The organism is Ornithinicoccus hortensis (assembly GCF_006716185.1).
Taxonomy (GTDB): domain Bacteria; phylum Actinomycetota; class Actinomycetes; order Actinomycetales; family Dermatophilaceae; genus Ornithinicoccus; species Ornithinicoccus hortensis.
This window is the reverse complement of record NZ_VFOP01000001.1, coordinates 3,300,478-3,322,896: the sequence shown is the minus strand read 5'-3', so window position 1 is coordinate 3,322,896 and position 22,419 is coordinate 3,300,478. Positions and strand designations below refer to the sequence as shown.

The window sequence follows — 22,419 nt, the reverse complement described above, 5'->3', positions numbered from 1 at the left end:
GCTGAAGAAAGAGGCGAGATATGGGAGCGCAGCAGCGGGTCTACCGCCAGCGCAGCCGGTCCGTCCAGTCGACCCAGAAGATCACCAAGGCGATGGAGCTCATCGCGGCCTCGCGGGTGGTCAAGGCCCGCCAGCGGGTCGCCGAGACGACCCCGTATGCCCGTGCGATCACCCGCGCGGTCTCGGCCGTGGCGACCTTCTCCGACGTCGACCACCCGCTCACCCTGGAGCGGGAGGCGCCGAAGAACGCCGGCGTGCTCATCATCACCAGCGACCGCGGTCTCGCCGGCGCCTACTCGGCGAGCGTGCTGAAGACCAGCGAGCGGCTGCGGGAGCTGCTGCAGGACGAGGGCAAGACCGCCCAGCCGTACCTGACCGGTCGCAAGGCGGAGGGCTACTTCAAGTTCCGCCAGCGCGAGTACGTCGAGTCCTGGAGCGGGTTCTCCGACGCACCGACCTTCGAGGTGGCCAAGGAGATCGGGGAGCGGCTCACCGCCGACTTCATCGCCGGCGCCGAGAACGGTGGGGTGGACGAGATCCACGTCATCTACACCCGGTTCGTCAACATGGTCACCCAGGAGGTGCAGGTCGTCCGCCTGCTGCCGCTGGAGGTCGTGGACGACGACGCGCCGGCCGAGGCCGAGGACCTGTACCCGCTGTACGAGTTCGAGCCCAACGGCCCGCAGGTGCTGGACGCGCTGCTCCCGCAGTACGTCACCTCCCGCATCTACAACTGCCTGCTGCAGTCGGCCGCCTCCGAGCTGGCCGCCCGGCAGCGGGCGATGAAGTCCGCGACGGACAACGCCGAGGAACTCATCAAGACCTACACCCGGTTGGCCAACCAGGCCCGCCAGGCCGAGATCACCCAAGAGATCAGCGAAATCGTGGGCGGCGCCAGCGCCCTCGCCGACGCCAAGTGAGAAGGAAGCACTGAAGATGACTGCCACTGTCACTGACACCACGCAGCCGACCCCGACCGAGGGGGGCGTCGGTCGCCTCGCCCGCATCATCGGCCCCGTGGTCGACGTCGAGTTCCCTCCGGGTCAGATCCCGGCCCTCTACAACCTGCTGACCACCCAGGTCGACCTCGGTGGAGGGTTGCAGAACGTCAACCTGGAGGTCGCCCAGGACATCGGCGACAACATGGTCCGCGCCATCTCGCTGCAGCCGACCGACGGCTTGGTCCGTGGCTCGGCCGTCCAGGACACCGGTGGCCCGATCACCGTCCCGGTCGGCGACGTCACCCTCGGCAAGGTCTTCAACGCCACCGGTGACTGCCTGAACCTGGAGGAGGGCGAGACCCTCGAGGTGACTGAGCGGTGGGGCATCCACCGCAAGGCCCCCGCCTTCGACCAGCTGGAGTCCAAGACCCAGATGTTCGAGACCGGGATCAAGGTCATCGACCTGCTGACACCGTACGTCCTGGGCGGCAAGATCGGCCTGTTCGGCGGCGCCGGCGTCGGCAAGACCGTGCTCATCCAGGAGATGATCGCCCGGGTGGCCCGCGACCACGGTGGCGTGTCGGTGTTCGCCGGGGTCGGCGAGCGCACCCGTGAGGGCAACGACCTGATGGTGGAGATGGAGGAGGCCGGCGTCCTCGGTCAGACCGCCCTGGTCTTCGGCCAGATGGACGAGCCGCCGGGCACCCGGCTGCGGGTCGCGCTGTCCGCGCTGACCATGGCGGAGTACTTCCGCGACGTCCAGAAGCAGGACGTGCTGCTGTTCATCGACAACATCTTCCGGTTCACCCAGGCCGGCTCCGAGGTCTCCACGCTGCTGGGCCGGATGCCCTCCGCCGTGGGCTACCAGCCGAACCTGGCCGACGAGATGGGTGTGCTGCAGGAGCGGATCACCTCCACCCGTGGTCACTCGATCACCTCGATGCAGGCGATCTACGTCCCGGCGGACGACTACACCGACCCGGCGCCGGCGACCACCTTCGCCCACCTGGACGCCACCACCGAGCTGTCCCGCCCGATCGCCTCGATGGGTATCTACCCGGCCGTGGACCCGCTGACCTCGAGCAGCCGGATCCTGGACCCGCGGTACATCACCAGGGAGCACTACGACACCGCCGTGCGGGTCAAGTCGATCCTGCAGCGCTACAAGGAGCTGCAGGACATCATCGCGATCCTCGGTATCGACGAGCTCTCCGAGGAGGACAAGATCCTGGTCGGCCGCGCCCGGCGGATCCAGCGGTTCCTGTCGCAGAACACCTACGTGGCCAAGCAGTTCACCGGCATCGAGGGCTCGACCGTGCCGCTGGCTGACACCATCGAAGCCTTCACCAAGGTCGCCGACGGCGAGTACGACCACGTCCCGGAGCAGGCCTTCTTCATGTGCGGTGGCCTGGAGGACGTGGAGCGTCAGGCCGCGGAGCTGGAGAAGAACTCCTGATCCCAGGTGTACCCGGTGCCGGACGCCCCGCGCGGCGTCCGGCACCACGGCACCCGGCTACACTCGAGAACGAACCGACGAAGGGACAGAACGCGTGAGTGCGTTGCAGGTTGAGCTCGTCGCCGCGGACCGCAAGGTCTGGTCCGGCGAGGCCCGGTCCGTCCAGGCCCGGACCCCCGACGGGGTGCTCGGGATCCTGCCCGGACACGCCCCGGTGCTGGGTGTCCTGGTGCCCGGCGAAGTAGGGATCGACACCTCCAACGGCCGGGAGACGGTGCACGTCGAGTCCGGCTTCCTGTCGGTCGACCACGACCGGGTCACCATCGTCACCGAGCAGGTGGAGGGGACCCTGAGCGCGAGTTCCACGGACTGACGTGAACGGCGGCGCGATCCTCCTCGTGGCGATGGGTGTCGTCGCTGCCTGCCTGCTGCTCGGGATCGGCCTGTTCGCCTTCTCCCGGCTGCTCTCCCCGGGCAGCCACCAGTCCGTGCTGTGTTGGTACCGCGACGCGGCCCAGGACTGGACCAAGGGATACCTGCGCTACGACCACGACCGCCTGGACCACCTCGGTCCGGGCGGTCACTCATCGCGCGTCCTGCACAGCTGGCAGCGGGCCCACCTGGACCTCGGGATCGCCCGGCCCGCCACGGCCGAGCAGTGGCCACCGTCGGCCAGCGGGATCCCCGGCATCCAGGTGTCCTGCACCTACGGCACCCAGACCTTCGACCTCGCCCTGGGCGAGGAGCACTACACCGCGCTGCGGTCCTGGCTGGAGTCGGTTCCGCCGGGCTGGAACGTCAACGTCGCCTGATCCGCGACACCGGCTGCATGGACGGTCGACCGTTACTGGTCGCGGCCGCCCCCGGGTTGCCACAGCACGTCGCCGCCGCGGTCCAGGTTGGCCACCCGGCCCAGGATGAACAGCAGGTCCGAGAGCCGGTTCAGGTACTTCGCGGTCAACGGGTTCACCCCGCCCACGCCCCGCTCGGCCTCGGCCGCCGCCGGCTCCACGCCATACGCCTCGATCGCGGCCCACGCCGAGCGCTCGGCCCGGCGGACCACCGTGCGGGCCACGTGCAGGTGGGCAGCGCCGGGGGAGCCGCCGGGCAGGATGAAGGAGCGCAGCTTGGTGAGTTCCTCGTTGTAGGTGTCGCAGTCGGCCTCCAGCTCGTCCACCCAGGCCGGGAGCACCCGCAGCGGCGGGTGCTCGTAGCTGGCCCGCAGCGGGTTGCACAGGTCCGCGCCGACGTCGAAGAGGTCGTTCTGGATCCTGGTCAGGGTGCGCACCATGTCCGCCCGCAGGTCACCCGTGGCCACCGCCACCCCGATGCAGGAGTTGGCCTCGTCGGTGTCGGCGTATGCGGTCAGCCGGGGGTCGTTCTTGCCGGTGCGGCTGAAGTCGCCCAGCGCGGTCGTGCCGTCGTCGCCGGTCCGGGTATAGATGCGGTTCAGGATCACCATGCCGCGATCCTGTCAGAGCCCGTTCCGGCCGGCCCGGCGGGTCCACCCGGAGATCCCGGCGCCATCGTTATCGAACTGTTATCGTGGCGTGAGCAACCCTTCCCCACCCGGCGGCGTTATTCACAGTAGACATGCGGGGTAGGCGCAGGGCGAAAGGGGCAACACCATGACGAGTGCTGCAGGCGTCTGGCGGGGACCGGCCGAGGTCTTCATTGATTCTCCCGGCCGGGAGGCGACGGTGCGGGGGGTCCTCGGCGTGCGCACCGTCCCCGAGGTGCGGGCCGCGCTGCAACGCTTGCTCGCCGCCGGCGAGGGCGACCTCGTGCTCCACCTGGCGGACACCGAGATCTCGGACGCGACGGGTCTGGGCGTCCTCGTGGGTCTGCACCAGCGGGCCCGCCGCAGCGGCCGCCGTCTGGTCATCGCCGAGGCGTCCGAGCGGCTCGAGCGGCTGTTCCGCCTCACCAAGTTGCACCTGGTGCTGACCCGGCTCGACACCGCCAGCGCGCTGTCGGGCTACCAGCGGCCGACGGCCATCGTGCCGCCGCCCATCCCGCCCAGCGTCATGCGCTGAGCCGGGCCCCGGCTTTCCCCTCGCCAGTCCCTCACCTCACGGCTCACCCCACGGCGGTGGCCGAGGCGCGCCGCGGGTCCGCCCCCGCGGACAGGGTCCCGTCGGCGGACAGCAGGGCGGCCCCGACGCCGCCGAAGTACATGTCCTGCGGCTCGTACTCCCGCAGCGGCAGGTCCTGGTCCGCCAGGGCGGCCGACAGGTGCTCGTCGCGCTCCAGGTCGATCTGGGCGCCCCCGTCCTCCAGCAGGCGCACGTGCAGCCGTGGCGCGTTGATCGCGTGCTGCAGCTCCTCGTCGTGCACGCAGAAGTGCAGCAGCACCTGCAGCAGCGCCGTGGTGATCCGGTCGGCGCCGGGGGTGCCGATGGCCAGCACCGACCCGTCCGCGTGGCGGGCGGTGGTCGGCGCCATGTTGGAGGCCATCCGGGTGCCCGGGGCCAGCGCGTGCAGCCCGCGGCGGTTCAGCTCGGGCTCGCCGAGGGCGTTGTTGGCCATCAGCCCCGTGCCGGCCACCGTCATCCCCGAGCCGTAGCCGGCCGAGGCGGTGAGGGCGCAGGCGAAGCCGTCGGTGTCCACCACCGAGACGTGCGCGGTGTCCGGGGAGGTGGGCAGCCCCGTGTCGCCCAGCGTGGCGATCGTGGACAACAGCTCCTCACCGGCGGCCCGGAGGTCCTCGGCGGTGTCCAGCCGCTGCATCCGCAGGTCCAGCACCTGCCGCATCGCCCGGGCCGCGCGGACCGGGGTGACCGGGCCGTCGACCTCACCCAGCACCCGGAGCATCGCGGTGAGCACCGGCCCCCCGATCGAGGGAGGCGGGTTGCAGGCCAGGCGCCACCGGCCCAACCGGGTGGGCAGCGCGGGCCGCAGGTCCGGCTGGTAGGCGGTGAGGTCCTCCCGGGTGAGCAACCCGCCCCGCTCGCCGATGTCGGCCGCGATCCGGAGCCCCAGGTCCCCGGTGTAGAGCGCCCCGGCACCCTCCGCGGCCAGCTCGGCCAGGGTGTCGGCCAGGGACCCGTCCACGATCAGGTGACCGGCCGGCCAGGACGTCCCGTCGTCGGTGTAGACCGCCCGGGTCGTGGGGTCCCAGTTGAAGATGGTGTGGGCCACCAGCGGGAAGTAGGTTGCCGCCGTCTGGCTCAGCGGGAAGCCGGCGCGGGCGCTGTGCTCGGCCACGGCGAACAGCTCGGCCCAGGGCGCCCGCCCGTACCGCTCGTGGGCCAGCCCCATCGCCGCCACCATCCCCGGCGTCGCGACCGACCCGGGGCCGGCATACGTCGTGAGGCCACCGCCGTAGGTCGTCACGCACTCGATCAGCCCGGCGCCGAAGCGTTCGGGGTCGGCCCCGCGACCGGGCATCTCCACGTTGCCGTCGATGACGACCGGGTCGCCGTCGGCCGGCCAGATGTTGATGTAGCAGCCGCCCAGCGGGGAGACCACGCCCGGTTCGGTGACCGTGGCGGTCACCATCGCCGCGATCGCCGCGTCGATCGCGTTGCCGCCCGCGGCCAGGGCCACCTGGCCGGCCTGGGTGGCGATCGGGTTGGGGGCGGCGATGGCGGCCTGACGGGTCATACGGTGATTCTGTCAGGCCGGCGGCCGGGGGAGGGTGCGTGGCGGGCCACGAAGAGGTCGGTTACGGTGCCGACATGTCGACCGAGCACCAGTCCGTCACCCGGTTCCGCGAGGAGCTCACCCGCCGCGGCGGGCAGGGCGAGGTGCGGGTGCTGCCCGAGTCGGTGCACACCGCGGCGCTGGCCGCGCAGGCACTGGGCTGCGAGGTCGGGGCGATCGCCAACAGCCTGCTGTTCGACGCCGACGGCGCACCCGTGCTGGTGCTGACCTCCGGAGCGCACCGGGTGAACACCGAGCTGGTGGCCCGGCGGATCGGGGTGTCCTCGTTGCGGCGGGCCACCCCGGAGTTCGTCCGCGAGCACACCGGCCAAGTGATCGGCGGGGTGTCGCCCATGGCGCACCCGGCGCCGGTGCCGACCTACCTCGACCCGTGGCTGGCCCGGCACGAGGTGGTCTGGGCCGCGGCCGGGCACCCCGCTGCGCTGTTCGCGACCACGTATGCCGAGTTGCTGGCGATGACCGGGGCGACGCCGGTCGAGGTCGAGTAGCCGGTCAGAAGAGCCGCGACTCCGCGTCGTCCATCCCTCGGAGCGCCTCGTAGTCCAGGGTGACGCACCGGATCCCGCGGTCAACCGCCAGGGTCCTGGCCTGCGGGCGGATCAGCTGGGCGGCGAACACCCCCTGGACCGGGCCGCGCACGGTGAGGGCAGGGTCCCGGTTGAGCAGCTCCAGGTAGCGGGTCAGCTGCTCCACGCCGTCGATGTCGCCGCGGCGCTTGATCTCCACCGCGACCGTCCCGCTGTCGGCGTCCTTGCACAGGATGTCGACCGGGCCGATCGCCGTGGGGTACTCCCGCCGCAGCAACGTGTACCCCTCGCCCAGCGTGGTGATGTGCTCGGCCAGCAGCGCCTGCAGCTGGGCCTCCACCCCGTCCTTGACCAGCCCCGGGTCCACCCCGAGTTCGTGCGCGGTGTCGCTGTGCACGGCATACAGCCGGATCCGGAGGGTGTCCTCCCGCTTGCCGTGCCGCACCAGCCAGACCGCCTGCACCCCCTCCTCGCGCTCGGCCTCGTCCGGGTCGAGCTCGGTCATCGAGCAGGGCGGCGCCATCCAGTTCAGCGGCTTGTAGGAGCCGCCGTCGGAGTGCACCAGCACCGAGCCGTCGGCCTTGACCATCAACAGCCGGGTCGCCAGGGGCAGGTGCGCCACCAGGGCACCCTCGTAGTCGACGCTGCACTCGGCAATCACCACTCGCACGCCGGTCACCCTAACCCGCGTCGCCGGAGGGGACGGTGAGAGGATGCGGCCCATGGCTAAGCAGATCCGGACCGTCGGAGTGATCGGGCTGGGCACCATGGGTGCCGGCATCGTGGAGGTTTTCGCCCGTGGGGGCCTGACCGTGATCGGGGTGGAGAGCACCGAGGAGTTCGCCGACCGGGGGCGCGGCATCCTCACCCGGTCGATGGACCGTGCGGTCTCCCGGGGGAAGCTGGACGAGGCCGGTCGCCAGGAGATCCTGGACCGGATCACCGTCACCACCGAGATGGGTGACCTCGCGCCGGCCGACCTGGTCGTCGAGGCGGTGCCGGAGGTGCTGGAGCTCAAGCACGAGGTGTTCGGCAGGCTCGACGGGATCGTGGCCGAGGACGCGGTGCTGGCCAGCAACACCTCCAGCCTGTCGATCACCGCGATCGCCGCGCCCACCAAGCACCCCGAGCGGGTCATCGGGGTGCACTTCTTCAACCCCGCCCCGGTCATGCAGCTGGTTGAGGTGATCCACACGCTGCGTACCGACCAGGCGGTCACCGACGCGGTCCGCGACCTGGTCACCGGTCTGGGCAAGCGGCCGGTCGTGGTCGGGGACCGGGCCGGGTTCGTGGCCAACTACCTGCTGTTCGGTTACCTCAACTCGGCGCTGACGATGGTGGAGCACGGGCACGTGAGCCGGGAGGACCTGGACACCGCGATGCGCGTCGGTGCCGGGCTGCCGATGGGGCCGCTGACCCTGATGGACCTGGTCGGCCTGGACGTCTGCCACCACATCGGCGACGTGATCTACGGCCACAGCCGCAGCCCGCTGCACGCCCCGAGCTCGATGCTGGAGCGGATGGTCGTCTCCGGCCGGCTGGGCCGCAAGAGCGGCCGCGGCTTCTACAGCTACGAGGGGCCCGGCGGGCGGGACGTGGTCGCCGACGAGCTGACGCCGGGGGAGGACGCCGAGAGCGCGGGGATCCGGACGGTGGCCGTCGTCGGTGACGGGACCGTGGCCGGAGAGCTGGTGGCCCGGGTGGAGGGAGCCGGGTATGCCGTCACGCACCTGACCGACGCCTCCGGCGACCTGTCGGGCGTCGCCGCGGCGGACCTGGTGATCGAGGCCCAGGAGGAGGACAGCGCCGCCGAGGACGGGGCCGCGGGACGGGACGTCGACGAGCTGTTCGCCGCACTGGGGGAGGCGGCCAGGTCCGGCGCGGTCCTCGCCACGGTCAACACCTACTCCGCGGTGGCGCTCGCCGCGATCAGCGGCCGGGCCGAGGACACGGTGGTCCTGCGGGTCCACGCACCGACCGGCAACGGCCAGGTCATCGAGGTCGGCACCACCCACACGACGTCCGCCGCGACGGTCGCCGCGCTGCGCGGGTTCATCCGTGGGCTCGACGCGGAGCCGGTGGTCAGCCGGGACCGGACCGGACTGGTGGTCGACGCCCTACTGATGACCTACCTGAACGACGCGGTCCGGATGCTGGACGAGGGCTACGCCACCGTCGAGGACATCGACACCGCCATCCAGTTCGGCCTCGGCTACCCGATGGGGCCGTTCGCGATGATCGACCACATCGGCGCCGACGAGGTGCTGGCGGTCACCGAGGAGTTGTTCTCCGGCACCGGCGGCTTCGCCCAGCACCTGATGCCCTCCCCGCTGCTCGTCGAGCACGTGCTGCTGGACCGGCCGTTCACCCAGGGAGCCTCCGACGACTGATGCCCCGCTCCAACCGACCCCGCGGCAGGCGGGGTGCGCGACGGTCCGGCCGGCCGTCCGGCCCGCGGCCGCTGCAGCTGCCCGCCACGACGCAGGTGGAGTTCGCCGGCCAGGCGTGGACGGTGCGACAGGTGCGCGGCAACGACACCGGGCGGAGCTTCCGCTGCCCGGGGTGCCAGCAGGAGCTCTCCGCCGCGCTCGGGCACACCGTGGTCTGGCCCAGCGAGGGCATGCAGGGCCTGGAGAACCGCCGGCACTGGCACACCGCCTGCTGGAACGCCCGGGGCACCCGGCCGCCGGGCGGTTCCTGGGCCTGAGGCGCCCTGCCCCCGCTCAGAGGCGGGGCGCCGTGGTGTCCTTCGGCGGCCCGGGCCGCTCCTCCTTGAGGCGGGCGGTCAGCCGCTTGGTGCGCTGCAGGCCCCAGTAGGCGAAGACGAAGTAGACGATCGTGCTGCAGAGGGCCACCGTGTAGAAGGTCTCCCGGTTGACCAGGTAGGTGTACAGGTCCGGGCTGTCGAACAGGGTCCGCCACGCCTGCACGAGGCAGACGACCAGCGCGGCGATGTAGACCACCTTGATGCCCCGGCCGAGGAGGGTCGTGTCCTTGATCGACTCGACACCCTCTTCCTCGGCGAGGCTCTCGTGGTACTCCGCGACCTGGGCCTGGAACTCCTGCTCCCGGGCCTCACCCTCGGGGTAGGACTCCCCGGCGCCGAACCGCTTGGCCAGCCAGGTGTAGGCCATGATCGAGATCAGCCAGGTGGGCAGGAAGATGTAGAAGTAGGGCATGAAGTCGAGCAGGATCATGCCGACGGCCGCGAGCAGGGAGATCGCCCAGCTGAGCAACGCGGGCACGTTGTGCTTGTCACCCTTGTACCGGTACCAGAAGCGGGTCAGCCCGAGTCGGGGGAACAGGTGGTGTTCGGCCAGCACGATCCCGCCGACCGGCACCAGGATCACCCCGGCGTAGGTGAGCAACGGCAACAGGTTGATGTAGATGAACGGGAAGCAGCTGGCGACCGCCACGCCGATGCCGGTGACGAGGGTGACCTTCACCCGGGAGAACTGGGGGAAGACCGCCTGGGCGGCCAGGCCTGCCCGGTAGAGGTTGGAGTTGGCCGTCGTCCAGCCGGCCACGATCACCGTGACGAAACCGGCGATGCCGAGGGCGTACCAGGCGACGTCACCGGGGTCGAGAGAGACGATGCTGGTCTGCAGGATCACCGCGGTCGCCGCACCCATCAGGCCGGCGGAGATCCAGGCGACGTAGTGGCCGAACATCATGCCGGTGCTGGTCGCCAGGCCGGCCGACTGGTTCTTGGCGTAGCGCAGCAGCGCCATGTCGATCAGCCCGAAGTGGGCGAAGGTGTTGGCCGCCCACGCGAAGCCGGCCACCTCGAGCATGCCGATCCCGGGCTGGCCCTCGGCGTTGATCCCGGTGAAGACCGAGGCGGAGGCCACGTCGACGAAGTCGGAGAATCCGTTGAGGGTGGTGTACCCCGTGATCGACTCGGTCAGCGCCGGGAGCAGCACCATCCCGCCGACCGTGAACATCACCATCAGCCAGGGGCCGCAGATGCCGGCGAACTCGGCGAGTGCGTTGAACCCGAACACCGCCACCAGGACCGCGACGAGGCTGAACAGCACGGCGATGATCACGAACCCGATGTGGTTGGGGTAGGGGTCGACCTGGGCCGGGATGTTGAAGATGCGCCGCACCGCGGTCGCGGACACCGTGATCATGGCTGCCGCGATGACCGCGAAGATGACGGCGTTCGCACCGTTGTAGACGCGGGAGAAGGAGTCTCCGGCGATCTTGTGCAGATAGGTGTAGAGGCTCAGCCTGGCCTGCATCGCGATCGGCGTGGTGATCAGCCAGAAGCTGAGGATGGCCAAGGTGTTGCCGATCAGCAACCCGACCAGGATGTCCCAGATCCCGGCGCCCAGGGCCACGAAGGTCGCCCCGAAGACGAACTCGGTGGCGGCGACGTGCTCGGCGGCGTACAAACCGGCGAAGTGTCCGCTCGTCTTGAGCCGGTGCTTGGGGACCGGGAGCTGCTCCGGGTCCATCGCGGCCAGCGTGGCCCGCAGGTCCTCACTCGTGGGGTTGGCCATCATTCACTCCTGACGGACAGTCGCATACGGGGTCATTCCTCGATGAATCGGGTGCGTTCGATGACCTGGTCGGTCACCCACTGGGACTCGGTCAGGGCCTCGTCGACGGTGATGTCCCCGGCCAGCGCGAGCGAGAAGCGACCACCGACGGCCGTCCCGATGCTCTGGAACTCCGGGATCCCGACGTACTGGATGCCGGTGTAGGGCACCTCGTTGTCCGTTGGGTTGGCCGGGTCGGCCGTCTCGATCGACTCCAGCGCCAGCCCCGCGAACGGAGCGGCCTGCTGGTAGTCGGGGTTCTCGTAGAGGGAGGTCCGGGTGCCGGGAGGTGCCTGGAGCCAGCCATACTCCTGGGCGACCAGTTCGGTGTACTCCGACGATGTGGCCCAGGCGACGAACGCCAGGGCGTCCTCATGCTGCGCCGAGCTCTCCGGGACGGCCAGCGCCCAGGCCCACAGCCAGTTGGACCGCTTGCCCTGGCCGGCATCCGGTGCCAGCGCGAAACCCACGCTGTCGGCGACTTCGGACTGGTCCGGATCGCTGATGTAGGAGGCGGCTGCGGTGGAGTCCACCCAGATGGCGCACTCGCCGGCGGCGAACAACTCGAGGTTCTCCGCGTACCCGTTCTCCTCGGCACCGGGCGGGGCGTACTCGCCCAGCGCCACGTAGTCGGCGATCGTGGTCTGCCACGGCTCGGTGTCGAACTGTGGTGTCCAGTCCATGTCGAACCAGCTGCCGCCGTGGGAGTTGGCCATGGCGGTGAGGAAGGCGACGTTCTCGCCCCAGCCGGGCTTGCCGCGCAGGCAGATTCCCGCGGCGTCCCCCTGCTCGCCGAGCGTCGCGGCCGCCTCCTTGAGGAACTCCCAGGTGGGTGCCTCGGGCATCTCCAGGCCCGCCTGGTCGAACAGGTCGGTGCGATACATCGTGAAAGCGGACTCGCCGTAGAAGGGGAGGGCGTGCGGAGTGCCCTCGTAGGAGAGGGCCTCCCGGATCGAGGGGAGCAGGTCGTCGACGGCGTACTCATCTGGCAAGGAGTCCAGCGGCACCAGCCACTCGCGCTCGGCCCAGATCGGCACCTCGTAGGTGCCGAGCATGACGACGTCGAACTGCCCGGCGTCCGTGGCGATGTCGGTGGTCACCCGCTGGCGCAGCTCGTTCTCCTCGAAGGTGACCCACTCCAGGTCCACGTCGGGGTGCCCGGCGGCGAAGTGCTCGGAGAGCTCCTGCATCCGCTCGGCATCGGCGTTGGAGACCGTCGCGATCGTCAGGGTGCCGTCGCCGGCGGGCCCACCCGCGTCCCCACCCCCGTCGCCGGACCCGCACGCGCCGACCCCGACGAGCACCGCGGCGGCCACCACCGCGCCCCTCCGGTTGCTGTGCTGCCGTTGCATCTCCGAGCCCTCCTCGCCTCGTGAGCGCTCATATGTGCAACTGATTTGGTCATCTGAGCGCACTCGAGAGTCTGGCGTCCCTCGCGGCGACGTGTCAATGCCTGTGCCAGCACACTTTTGCCAAGTCTTGGTCCGGATTCCGTCAGTGAATCCCAGATCGCCGTGCCGGAATCTTGGGGTGGGACCGTGCAGGCGCAGCGGGAGAAGACTCACCCCTGGGGGACGGGTGAGTGCCCCATGGGGTGGGGCAGTCACCCGTCCTCGGAGGTCGTCACACGTCCTGACGCAGGCTGGGTGGGGTGGACGTCAGCCCCACCCGGGAACGGGTCAGAGCTTGGCCTGGCGGGGGACCAGCAGCTCTTCGTAGAGGAGCAGCAGGCCGGCCGCGACCGGGATGGCGATGAGCGCGCCGAGGACACCGAGCAGGGTGCCGCCGGCGAGCACCGCGACCACGGTGACGGCGCCGGGCACCGACACGGTGCGGTGCATGATCCGCGGCACGATCACGTAGTTCTCGATCTGCTGGTAGATCACGTAGTAGGCGATCACGATCAGCGCCAGCGTGGGGTCCTGGAAGAGCGCCACCGCGGCCACGATCGCGGCACCGAGGGTGGCCCCGATCAGCGGGATCAGACCGAGGATGCCCACCAGGGCGGCCAGCACCACGGCATACGGGATGTCGAGGAACTCCATCATGATCCAGGAGCAGAGGCCGTTGACGGTGGCGACCAGGATCTGACCCAACGCATAGCCACCCACCCGGCGCATGATCTCCTCCGCCAGGTAGATCACCCGGGGGCGGCGGCTGGCGGGGACCATCCGGTAGGCCGCGTCCTTGACGGCGGGCAGCGCGGCCAGGAAGTACAGGGTCAGGATCAGCGTGGTGAAGATGCCGACCAGGCTGATCGCCACCCAGCCGGCCGCGCCGAGCACGCCGCCGAAGACGGTGCTGACGAAGGCGCTGTCGGAGAGCCGGCGTTCAAGTTCGTCGCCGAACCGGGAGGTCAGGTCGAACCGGTCGTCCAGGTCGTTGAACCAGGGGGTGTGCTCGAGGTCCTCGATGTAGCGCGGGGCCCGCTCGAAGAAGATCCCGGTCTCGCTGACGATCGGCGGCACCACCAGCAGGCCGAGCAGGGCCACCCCGCCCAGGAGACCGAGGAAGACCACGAAGACCCCGCCGGGGCGGGGCAGACCACGCCGGGTCAGCGCCTCCACCAGCGGGTTGAGGGCCACGGTCAGGAAGAAGGCGACCAGGATGAAGGTGATCACCGAGCTGAGCCGGGCCAGGTTGGTCGCCAGCAGGTAGGCGGTGAAGACGCCCAGCGCGGCGACGAAGCCGAAGTAGAACGGCGACCGGATGTTGATCCCGACCGAACCGGTCCGGTCCTCCGTCGCGGCCGGTGGCTGCTGGTCGGTCTGGCGGGTGGGCGGTGACGTCGGGGCGGACGGGGCGGGTTGGTGGGCGGCCTCGACCTGCTCCCGACGCAGCCGGTTGCTCTCGGCCAGCAGGTCCAGCTGGCGCTCGCGGTAGGTCCGCCAGCGGCGGACGATGTTGGGCCCACGGGTGTTCCCGGGCCCGTCCGGACCGGTGGACCCGGACCCGTTGACCGCGTTGCCGTCGGCGCCCGGCCCGGGGTCGGCCGTGACGGCGGTGCGGATCCGCGCGGGCAGCTTCAGCAGCGCGAGCGGGCGGCGGCGCTCACTCCCCACCGGGTTGCACCAACTCGATGAGGACGCCCCCGGTGTCCTTGGGGTGCACGAAGTTGATCCGGCTACCGGCGGTGCCCCGGCGCGGCTCGTCATACAGCAGGCGCAGCCCGGCCGCCCGCAGGGCCGCGCCCACCTGCTCCACGTCCGCGACCCGGTAGGCGAGCTGCTGCAGGCCGGGGCCGGAGCGGTCGATGAACTTGGCGATGGTCGAGTCCGGGCCGGTGGGGGCGATCAGCTGGATCTGGGCGCCGGTCGGGTCGCCGCCGACGGCCACCATCGCCTCGCGCACCCCCTGCTCCTCGTTGACCTCCTCGTGCACCACGGTCAGCCCCAGCACGTCCCGGTGGAAGGCGATGGCGGCGTCCAGGTCCGGCACCGCGATCCCGACGTGGTCGATCGAGAGCAGCAGCGGGGTCACGGAGGAGGGCAGGGACGACATACCCCGAGGGTACCTACTGGCGCCGTCAGGGGCCGGAAGGCGGGCGGGGCGGGGAGCGTCAGCGGCGCCGTCTAGAGTGGCAGGGCCGGGCCGCGCAGGCCCGCCATCACGCCGTCGTCGTCGCTGGAGGACACCATGACCGAGACCGTTACCGCCCCGGACACCGCCGGACAGGCTGCTGCCGGGCGTCCCACCTCGGTGATCGTCGCCGGCGCCCGCACCCCGATGGGTCGGATGTCGGGCGCGCTCAAGGACTTCAGCGGGTCCGACCTCGGCGGCCTGGCGATCAAGGGCGCCCTGGAGAAGGCCGGCGTCGCCGGCGACCAGGTCGAGTACGTGATCATGGGCCAGGTCCTCACCGCCGGCGTCGGCCAGATCCCGGCGCGGCAGGCCGCCGTCAAGGGCGGGATCCCGATGGACGTGCCCGCGCTGACCATCAACAAGGTGTGCCTGTCCGGGCTCAACGCGATCGCCCTGGCCGACCAGCTGATCCGCGCCGGCGAGTTCGACATCGTGGTCGCCGGCGGCCAGGAGTCGATGACCAACGCCCCGCACCTGCTGCCCAAGAGCCGCGCCGGGTTCAAGTACGGCGACGTGACGCTCCAGGACCACATGGCCTCCGACGGGTTGTGGGACGTCTTCACCGAGCAGGGGATGGGCAACCTCACCGAGGCCGCCAACGAGGGCGACCGGGAGGTCTCGCGCGAGGACCAGGACGCGTTCTCCGCGCGCAGCCACCAGTTGGCCGCCAAGGCGTGGAAGGAGGGCACCTTCGACGACGAGGTCATCACCGTCTCGATCCCGCAGCGCAAGGGCGACCCGATCGAGTTCAAGTCCGACGAGGGCATCCGTCCGGAGACGACCGTCGAGACGCTCGCCGCGCTGCGCCCGGCGTTCCGCCCCGACGGCACCGTCACGGCCGGCTCCTCCTCCCAGATCTCCGACGGCGCGGCCGCGGTCGTGGTGATGAGCAAGACGAAGGCCCAGGAGCTCGGCCTGGACTGGATCGCCGAGATCGGTGCCCAGGGCGTCGTGGCCGGCCCCGACTCGACCCTGCAGAGCCAGCCGGCCCGCGCCATCGCGCTGGCCTGCAAGAAGGAGGGCATCGAGCCCACTGACCTGGACCTGGTCGAGATCAACGAGGCGTTCGCCGCCGTCGGTGTCGCCTCCACCCGGGAACTGGGGATCGACCCGGAGCGGGTCAACGTCAACGGCGGCGCCATCGCGCTTGGCCACCCGATCGGCATGTCGGGTGCCCGGCTCGCCCTGCACCTCGCCCTGGAGCTGAAGCGCCGTGGTGGCGGTGTCGGTGCTGCGGCGCTGTGCGGCGGCGGTGGCCAGGGCGACGCGCTGATCGTGCGGGTCCCCGCGCGGGCTGACGAGGGCTGAGCCGTGCTGTTCGCCTTCTCCATCGCCCCCTCCGGTGCCGCCGACGAGGACGGCTCGGTGAGCGAGGCCGTCGCCGACGCGGTCCGGATCGTGCGCGAGTCCGGTCTGCCGAACGAGACCACCTCGATGTTCACCACCATCGAGGGGGAGTGGGACGAGTGCATGGCCGTGGTCAAGGCCGCCTGCGACGCCGTCGCCGCGCACTCGCCCCGTGTGGGCCTGGTCCTCAAGGCCGACCTGCGTCCCGGCTACACCGGGCAGTTGCAGGCCAAGGTGGACCGGGTCGAGGCGCACCTGCGCGACGGGACCACCGACTGAGTGCGGTGGACCCGGGGACCGGCTCCCCGGCATACGAGATCGTCGGCCTGCACGTCGAGGACGCGGCGGCCCTGGGCCGGATCCACTGCCGGATCTGGCGCGAGACCTACGACGGCCTGATGGACCCGGAAGCGCTGGCCCGGTTGGACCCGGTGCGCTTCGGGCAGAACTGGGCCGAGCGAGCTGCCCGGCTCGCCACCACCGGGGCCCTGCCGCGTGGCGAGCAGATCCTGGTGGCGCGGTGCGAGGGGGTGCCGGTCGGGTTCATCAGTACCGGCGAGCCCCGTGACGAGGTGCCGCCGGTCGACTGGCAGCTGTGGGCGCTCAACGTGCTGCCCGAGCACCAGGGGACCGGGGTCGGGCAGCGGCTGGTCGACGAGGGGCTCGGGGACCGTGCGGCCTACCTCTGGGTGGCGGAGGGGAACGACCGGGCGCTCGCCTTCTACCGCAGGCGCGGGTTCGTCGCGGACGGTGCCTCGAGCGAGCGGTCCGACGGCATGACCGAGCAGCGGATGGTGCGGACGGCGTAGCAGCCGCGGCCGTGGACGGTCGAGCCCGCCCACGGCCGCGGCTGACGGCCGGCCCGACCGAGCACCCGGGCCGATCCGTCACCCTCCGTTCAGGAGGGCAGCGCTGCCGCCTGGACCGCGGCCGCCACGGCGGGGGCGACCCGGGCATCCAGCGGGCTGGGCAGGATCGTGGTCGGCGTCAGGTCCTCGGCCGCGAGGGCGCTGATGGCATCGACCGCGGCCATCTTCATCGCCTCGGTGATCCGCGGGGCACCGGCGTCCAGCGCCCCCTTGAAGATGCCGGGGAAGGCCAGCACGTTGTTGACCTGGTTGGGGTAGTCGCTACGGCCGGTGGCGTAGACGCTGGCGTAGCGGGCCGCGATCTCCGGCGACACCTCCGGCCTCGGGTTGGACAGCCCGAACAGGATGGGGTCCGGGTCCATCGTGGCGATCAACTCCTCGGGCACCGTGGTGCAGGACAGGCCGAGCAGCACGTCCGCGCCGCGCAACGCCTGGTCGATCCCGCCGGTGAGCCCGCGCGGGTTGGTGATCGCGGCCAACTCGGTCTTCGCCGGGTTGAGGTCGGTGCGGTCGGCCTCGACGATGCCGCGGCTGTCCACCACCGTGATGTCCTCGATGCCGGCGGCCCGCAACAGCTTGGCGCAGGCGGTGCCGGAGGCTCCGGCCCCGATGACCGCGACCCGGAGGTCCTGCAGCCGGCGGCCGGTGACCGTGGCGGCGCCCCGGAGCCCCGCGAGCGTCACCACCGCGGTCCCGTGCTGGTCGTCGTGCATGACCGGACAGTCCAGCGCCTCGTCGAGGGCCGCCTCCAGCTCGAAGCAGAGCGGGGCGCTGACGTCCTCGAGGTTCACCGCACCGAAGCTGTGCCGCAGCCGGACCAGCGTCTCGACGGTGTCCTCGACGCTCATCCGGGGCAGCACCAGCGGGATCGAGTCCAGCCCCGCGAAGGTCTTGAACAGGGCCGCCTTGCCCTCCATCACCGGCATCGCCGCGGCCGGGCCGATGTTGCCCAGGCCGAGCACGGCGGTGCCGTCGCTGACCACGGCCACCAGTCGTCCGGCCCAGGTGTAGGTGCCAGCCAGTTCGGCGCGCTCGGCGATCGCGTCGCTCACCTCGGCCACCCCGGGGGAGTAGGCGATGGAGAGGGCACGCCGGGTGGTCAGTTCCACGCTGGAGTGCACCCGCAACTTGCCCCCGAGGTGGAAGTCGAGGATCTCCTCGCGCTGCGGGGTCGTCGTCGCGGCCGGGCGGGTGACCGGCGGAGTGGTCAAGGTCATGCTGGCCTCCTGGATCGGGCAAGAACTTCTGTGTTTCACGAGTCTGGGCCAGTAGTGCGACCGCGTGGTGCGATTCAAACGGAAAAGATCGAGGTTCTTGACGGTATGACAAGGTGGCACGCGGGTGGGCGCGCGGTAACAGCGAGCGCCCAGATTTCGCAATACCACAAGGGGTGTGTTTACCATTTCGTTATGAAGCTTTCGCATTCCCTGATCGCGGCTGCCCTGACGTCGACGCTGGTGCTCTCCGCCTGCAGCAACGACGACGAGCCTGACGACACCGCGACCAGCACCACCGAGGACGGCTCCGGCGCCTCCGGTGGTGCCTCTGGAGACGGCGCCGACGCCACCGGCGACGCCGCCGACCAGACCGGCGACACGGCGGACGAGACCGGTGACGTGGCCGACCAGACCGGCGACACCGCCGGGGAGACCGAGGACGCCGCCGGGGAGACCGACGACGCGGGTGCCGACGAGGCCCTGACCGCAGCCCTCGGCATCGACGAGGCCGACACCTGGGCCAAGGACCTGCTCACCACGGCCATGGAGTCCACCCAGCTGGACGGCAAGGAGGCGACCGAGCTCCGCGAGAAGGCGTTCGCGGGTGCCGAGCTGGAGGCCCAGCGTGCTGCCGGCCTGCTCGAGGCGGTCACCGGCAAGCCGGCCGAGTGGGACGCGGAGGAGTCCCCGATCGACTTCCAGGTGCTGGCGATCAGCAAGTCCGGCGAGCGCGGCCCGGGCCTCGTGCTGGTGCAGTCCATCCCCGAGGAGGGCAACCCCGTCCTGTCGCTCATCGCGCGGCAGAAGGACCGGGAGCAGTTCCGGATCGTCTGGCAGGGCCAGATGCTGTCCGGCACCTCGATCGGTGAGTTCGAGCGCCGCAGCGTCGGGTCCGGGAAGTTCATGCTGGATGAGGACGAGGGCCTGGTCGCCTCCCCGAAGGAAGTGCTGGACGACCTCGCGGCATACCTCTCCTTCCCGAACGAGGGGGAGAGCCCGGACATCAAGACCAACGGCTACGCCCCCGCGGTGCGCGAACAGGCCCAGCAGCAGGCCAACGACGTGTCGGTGCAGGCGGACTTCACCCAGACGCACGAACTCGGCGACCAGCAGGTGCACACCCTGGAGCTGGCCGACGGCTCGGCGCTGACCTTCGCGGTGCTGGACCGCACCTCCGTCTTCGACGTCTACGACGGCATGGAGCTCACGCCGCCGGACAGCTTCTGGTACTTCACCCGCGACCGTTCGATCACCGAGGAGGCCACCTTGCACACCTCGGCCTTCGTCGCGCTGCACATCCCGACCGACGGGCAGCCCGAGGTGATCGCGGCCCGCGAGCAGATCGTGGACTCCGAGGGCGACTGAGCCCTCCTGGCGCACCCCGCGGCCGCCGGTGATCGGGCGCGGGTGGCTGCCGGACCGGGATTCGGAGTCGGACCCGGGTTCGGAGACAATGGAGCCATGACCCAGCAACCCTTCAACGCCGCAGCCCTGCGTGGCGCGGTAGACCTGTCCGCATTCCGCCGTCCGGCACAGGACGGCCAGCAGCCCGGTCAGGGTGGTCCCGCCGCTCCGGGCGGGCAGGGCGCTGCAGCCGGGGACGCCGGCAGCTCCAGCGACGCCGTGGTCGTCGCGACCGACCAGACCTTCAACCAGATCGTCACCGACACCCTCAAGGTGCCGGCCGTGCTGGTCCTGTGGGCCGAGCAGATGCCCGAGTCCGGCCGGTATGTCGACACGCTCGCCTCCCTGGCCCGCTCCTACGAGGGGCGCTTCCGGGTGATCTCGGTGGAGATGAACGCCAACCCGGGCGTCGTCCAGGCCCTGGCTCCGCTGCTGCAGCAGGCCTTCGGGCAGCTCAGTCAGCTGCCGGCCGTGATCGGTCTGCTGTCCGGCCAGCCAGCCCCGTTCTTCCTCGGCGCGCAGCCGGAGGAGCAGGTGCGCCAGTTGCTCGACCAGTTCCTCGAGGCCGCCGTCGCCAACGGGGTCACCGGGCGGGTCGACCTCGCCGGGGACGCCGCCCAGGACGGTGAGGAGGGCGCCGAGGCCGAGCTGCCCCCGCTGCACCAGGAGGCCTACGACGCGATCGACCGCGGGGATCTCGACGCGGCGGTCACGGCATACGAGCAGGCGCTGGCGCAGAACCCCTCCGACGAGGAGGCCCGCCTGGGCCTGGGCCAGGTGCAGCTGTTGCGGCGCACCCAGGACCTGGACATCGAGGCGACCCGCAAGGCCGCGGCCGACGACCCCAAGGACGTGTCCGCGCAGATCGCGGCGGCGGACCTCGACCTGGTCGGGGGACACGTCGAGGACGCGTTCCTGCGGCTGATCGACGCGGTGCGGGTCACCGCCGGCGACGACCGCAACGCCGCGCGGGAGCACCTGCTCTCGCTCTTCGAGGTCGTCGGCGCGCAGGATCCGCGCGTCGCCAAGGCCCGCTCGTCGCTGATGAGCGCGCTGTTCTGAGCCGGCCGAACCGCCAGGTCGCGCGTCCGGTGGCCCCGGAGGGCCGCCAGGTGACGCGTCCGGTGGCCCCGGAGGGCCGCCAGCTCACGCGTCCGGTGGGGCTGTAGGGCCGCCAGGTGACGCGTCCGGTCGGGGGGTGGGGTCAGGGGGTGGTGAGGGCGGCGTCCACCAGTTGCTGGGCCTCGGCCTGTACCTGGGCCAGGTGGTCGGGGCCGCGGAAGGACTCGGCGTAGATCTTGTAGACGTCCTCGGTGCCGGAGGGGCGGGCGGCGAACCAGGCGTTCTCGGTGACCACCTTGAGCCCACCGATGGCGGCGCCGTTGCCGGGCGCCTCGGTGAGGGTCGCCGTGATCGGCTCGCCGGCGACCTCGGTCGCGGTGACCGCGTCGGGGCTCAGTGCCTTGAGCTTGGCCTTGGCCGCACGGTCCGCGGGGGCGTCGATGCGTGCGTAGGCGGGGTCACCGTGCTCGGCAACGAGCTCGGCATACCGCTGCGAGGGGGACTTGTCGGTCGCGGCCAGGATCTCGCTGGCCAGCAGCGCCAGGATGATCCCGTCCTTGTCGGTGGTCCACACCCGACCGTCGCGCCGCAGGAACGAGGCCCCGGCGGACTCCTCGCCGCCGAAAGCAACCGAGCCGTCCAGCAGGCCGGGGACGAACCACTTGAACCCGACGGGGACCTCCACCAGGGTGGCGCCGAGCGCGCCAGCGACCCGGTCGATCATCGAGGAGGACACCAGGGTCTTGCCGATCGCGGTCCCGGAGGGCCAGTCGGGTCGCGCGCCGCCGTAGAGGTAGTCGATGGCGACGGCGAGGTAGTGGTTGGGGTTCATCAGCCCGCCGTCGGGGGTGACGATGCCGTGCCGGTCGGAGTCCGCGTCGTTGCCGGTGGCCACGTCGTAGTCGGAGCCGCCCTGCATGGCCTCGATCAGCGAGGCCATCGCGTCCGGTGAGGAGCAGTCCATCCGGATCTTGCCGTCCCAGTCCAGCGACATGAACCGCCAGGTCGGGTCGACCCGGGGGTTGACCACGGTCAGGTCGAGCCGGTGGGCCTCGGCGATCGCCTGCCAGTAGTCGACCGCGGCACCGCCCAGCGGGTCGGCGCCGATCCGCACCCCGGCCTCCCGGACCCGGTCCAGGTCGACGACCTCGGGGAGGGCGGCGACGTACTCGCCCATGAAGTCGTATGCCGTCGCGTGCGCCCGCGCGCGGGTGAACGGGATCCGCCGCACCCCGTCCAGGCCGGCCTGGAGCAGCGCGTTGGCCCGGTCCGCGATCCACCCGGTGGCGTCGGTGTCGGCGGGACCGCCGTGCGGCGGGTTGTACTTGAACCCGCCGTCCCGCGGCGGGTTGTGCGAGGGGGTCACCACGATGCCGTCGGCCGAGCCCGGCCCGGACCGGGCCGCGTCGCCGTTGGCCTTCAGGATGGCCCGGGAGACGGCGGGCGTCGGCGTGTAGCGGTCCGCGCTGTCGACCAGCACCGTCACTTCGTTGCCGGCGAGCACCTCCAGCGCGCTGGCCCAGGCCGGTTCGGACAGGGCGTGGGTGTCCCGGCCGAGGAAGAGCGGGCCGTCGGTGCCCTGGGCCTTGCGGTAGTCGCAGATCGCCTGCGTCGTGGCCAGGATGTGCTGCTCGTTGAAGGCCGTGTCCAGGGAGCTGCCCCGGTGGCCGGAGGTGCCGAACGCCACCTGCTGGTCGACCTGCTCCGGGTCCGGCGTCAGCGCGTAGTAGGCGGTGACGACGTGGGCGACGTCGATCAGGTCCTCGTCCCGCGCGGTCGTGCCGGCTCGCTCGTGTCGGGCCAT

The 22,419-nt window shown here is 71.2% G+C and carries 22 protein-coding genes; 13 read left to right on the top strand and 9 right to left on the bottom strand.

Annotated elements, in window-relative coordinates:
• Positions 1 to 20 precede the first annotated feature (20 nt).
• The 4 genes from FB467_RS15540 to FB467_RS15525 all read left to right on the top strand — a co-directional run bounded on the left by FB467_RS15540 (position 21) and on the right by FB467_RS15525 (position 3,209).
• The gene (locus FB467_RS15540; protein WP_141785907.1) at positions 21 to 920 is read left to right on the top strand and encodes a F0F1 ATP synthase subunit gamma; all 900 of its coding nucleotides are present in this window, start codon (positions 21 to 23) and stop codon (positions 918 to 920) included.
• Positions 921 to 936: 16 nt separating this feature from the next.
• Complete coding sequence (atpD, locus tag FB467_RS15535; RefSeq protein WP_141785906.1) at positions 937 to 2,397, top strand: F0F1 ATP synthase subunit beta; 1,461 nt, start codon at positions 937 to 939, stop codon at positions 2,395 to 2,397.
• A 94-nt stretch (positions 2,398 to 2,491) separates the two neighbouring features.
• On the top strand, positions 2,492 to 2,770 hold the full coding sequence (locus tag FB467_RS15530) for a F0F1 ATP synthase subunit epsilon (protein WP_141785905.1): 279 nt from the start codon (positions 2,492 to 2,494) through the stop codon (positions 2,768 to 2,770).
• A 1-nt stretch (position 2,771) separates the two neighbouring features.
• The gene (locus FB467_RS15525) at positions 2,772 to 3,209 is read left to right on the top strand and encodes a DUF2550 family protein (protein ID WP_141785904.1); all 438 of its coding nucleotides are present in this window, start codon (positions 2,772 to 2,774) and stop codon (positions 3,207 to 3,209) included.
• 32 nt (positions 3,210 to 3,241) lie between these two features.
• Here FB467_RS15525 and FB467_RS15520 read toward each other — a convergent pair whose 3' ends face one another.
• Positions 3,242 to 3,859, bottom strand: coding sequence for a cob(I)yrinic acid a,c-diamide adenosyltransferase (locus tag FB467_RS15520; RefSeq protein WP_141785903.1), 618 nt, complete (start codon positions 3,857 to 3,859; stop codon positions 3,242 to 3,244).
• A 166-nt stretch (positions 3,860 to 4,025) separates the two neighbouring features.
• On the opposite strand from FB467_RS15520, the gene FB467_RS15515 reads away from it, so the two are divergent.
• Positions 4,026 to 4,433 carry an STAS domain-containing protein gene (locus FB467_RS15515; protein ID WP_141785902.1) on the top strand — a complete coding sequence of 136 codons (408 nt, stop codon included), beginning with the start codon at positions 4,026 to 4,028 and terminating at the stop codon, positions 4,431 to 4,433.
• 43 nt (positions 4,434 to 4,476) lie between these two features.
• Here FB467_RS15515 and FB467_RS15510 read toward each other — a convergent pair whose 3' ends face one another.
• Positions 4,477 to 6,003, bottom strand: a complete 1,527-nt coding sequence (locus FB467_RS15510) for a gamma-glutamyltransferase (protein ID WP_141785901.1) — start codon at positions 6,001 to 6,003, stop codon at positions 4,477 to 4,479.
• A 74-nt stretch (positions 6,004 to 6,077) separates the two neighbouring features.
• Between FB467_RS15510 and FB467_RS15505 the strand changes: the two genes are divergently transcribed.
• Positions 6,078 to 6,551 (top strand): YbaK/EbsC family protein, encoded by a 474-nt coding sequence (locus FB467_RS15505; RefSeq protein WP_141785900.1) that lies wholly within the window; start codon positions 6,078 to 6,080, stop codon positions 6,549 to 6,551.
• Between the two features lie 4 nt (positions 6,552 to 6,555).
• On the opposite strand, the gene nucS is transcribed toward FB467_RS15505, so the two are convergent.
• Positions 6,556 to 7,260: an endonuclease NucS gene (gene nucS / locus FB467_RS15500; protein WP_141785899.1), complete on the bottom strand. Its 705-nt coding sequence runs from the start codon at positions 7,258 to 7,260 to the stop codon at positions 6,556 to 6,558.
• A 52-nt stretch (positions 7,261 to 7,312) separates the two neighbouring features.
• Here nucS and FB467_RS15495 point away from each other — a divergent pair, with 52 nt between their 5' ends.
• Together FB467_RS15495 and FB467_RS15490 are read left to right on the top strand one after the other, a co-directional pair.
• Positions 7,313 to 8,980: a 3-hydroxyacyl-CoA dehydrogenase family protein gene (locus FB467_RS15495; protein WP_228393320.1), complete on the top strand. Its 1,668-nt coding sequence runs from the start codon at positions 7,313 to 7,315 to the stop codon at positions 8,978 to 8,980.
• Positions 8,980 to 9,297: a hypothetical protein gene (locus tag FB467_RS15490; protein WP_194288340.1), complete on the top strand. Its 318-nt coding sequence runs from the start codon at positions 8,980 to 8,982 to the stop codon at positions 9,295 to 9,297. The genes FB467_RS15495 and FB467_RS15490 overlap by 1 nt, the downstream gene beginning before the upstream one ends.
• A 16-nt stretch (positions 9,298 to 9,313) precedes the next feature.
• On the opposite strand, the gene FB467_RS15485 is transcribed toward FB467_RS15490, so the two are convergent.
• The 4 genes from FB467_RS15485 to mce form a co-directional block, all read right to left on the bottom strand.
• On the bottom strand, positions 9,314 to 11,095 hold the full coding sequence (locus FB467_RS15485) for a purine-cytosine permease family protein (RefSeq protein ID WP_141785897.1): 1,782 nt from the start codon (positions 11,093 to 11,095) through the stop codon (positions 9,314 to 9,316).
• Positions 11,096 to 11,127: 32 nt separating this feature from the next.
• The gene (locus FB467_RS15480; protein WP_141785896.1) at positions 11,128 to 12,486 is read right to left on the bottom strand and encodes an ABC transporter substrate-binding protein; all 1,359 of its coding nucleotides are present in this window, start codon (positions 12,484 to 12,486) and stop codon (positions 11,128 to 11,130) included.
• A gap of 327 nt (positions 12,487 to 12,813) precedes the next feature.
• Positions 12,814 to 14,196 carry an AI-2E family transporter gene (locus FB467_RS15475; RefSeq protein WP_228393319.1) on the bottom strand — a complete coding sequence of 461 codons (1,383 nt, stop codon included), beginning with the start codon at positions 14,194 to 14,196 and terminating at the stop codon, positions 12,814 to 12,816.
• Positions 14,186 to 14,635, bottom strand: a complete 450-nt coding sequence (gene mce, locus FB467_RS15470; RefSeq protein WP_141785894.1) for a methylmalonyl-CoA epimerase — start codon at positions 14,633 to 14,635, stop codon at positions 14,186 to 14,188. Before mce ends, FB467_RS15475 begins: the two co-directional genes overlap by 11 nt.
• 135 nt (positions 14,636 to 14,770) lie before the next feature.
• Between mce and FB467_RS15465 the strand changes: the two genes are divergently transcribed.
• From FB467_RS15465 to FB467_RS15455, 3 genes are read left to right on the top strand one after another with little or no spacing between them, the layout of a single operon-like run.
• On the top strand, positions 14,771 to 16,024 hold the full coding sequence (locus tag FB467_RS15465) for an acetyl-CoA C-acetyltransferase (RefSeq protein WP_141785893.1): 1,254 nt from the start codon (positions 14,771 to 14,773) through the stop codon (positions 16,022 to 16,024).
• Between the two features lie 3 nt (positions 16,025 to 16,027).
• Positions 16,028 to 16,342 carry a thiamine-binding protein gene (locus FB467_RS15460; protein WP_141785892.1) on the top strand — a complete coding sequence of 105 codons (315 nt, stop codon included), beginning with the start codon at positions 16,028 to 16,030 and terminating at the stop codon, positions 16,340 to 16,342.
• A 5-nt stretch (positions 16,343 to 16,347) separates the two neighbouring features.
• Positions 16,348 to 16,872: a GNAT family N-acetyltransferase gene (locus FB467_RS15455; protein WP_228393318.1), complete on the top strand. Its 525-nt coding sequence runs from the start codon at positions 16,348 to 16,350 to the stop codon at positions 16,870 to 16,872.
• A gap of 89 nt (positions 16,873 to 16,961) precedes the next feature.
• On the opposite strand, the gene FB467_RS15450 is transcribed toward FB467_RS15455, so the two are convergent.
• Positions 16,962 to 18,149 (bottom strand): NAD(P)-dependent malic enzyme, encoded by a 1,188-nt coding sequence (locus tag FB467_RS15450; RefSeq protein ID WP_141785891.1) that lies wholly within the window; start codon positions 18,147 to 18,149, stop codon positions 16,962 to 16,964.
• A 192-nt stretch (positions 18,150 to 18,341) separates the two neighbouring features.
• Here FB467_RS15450 and FB467_RS15445 point away from each other — a divergent pair, with 192 nt between their 5' ends.
• Positions 18,342 to 19,514 (top strand): hypothetical protein, encoded by a 1,173-nt coding sequence (locus tag FB467_RS15445; RefSeq protein ID WP_141785890.1) that lies wholly within the window; start codon positions 18,342 to 18,344, stop codon positions 19,512 to 19,514.
• 96 nt (positions 19,515 to 19,610) lie between these two features.
• Complete coding sequence (locus FB467_RS15440) at positions 19,611 to 20,615, top strand: tetratricopeptide repeat protein (protein WP_141785889.1); 1,005 nt, start codon at positions 19,611 to 19,613, stop codon at positions 20,613 to 20,615.
• A 142-nt stretch (positions 20,616 to 20,757) separates the two neighbouring features.
• Here FB467_RS15440 and pgm read toward each other — a convergent pair whose 3' ends face one another.
• Positions 20,758 to 22,419: a phosphoglucomutase (alpha-D-glucose-1,6-bisphosphate-dependent) gene (gene pgm, locus FB467_RS15435; protein WP_141785888.1), complete on the bottom strand. Its 1,662-nt coding sequence runs from the start codon at positions 22,417 to 22,419 to the stop codon at positions 20,758 to 20,760.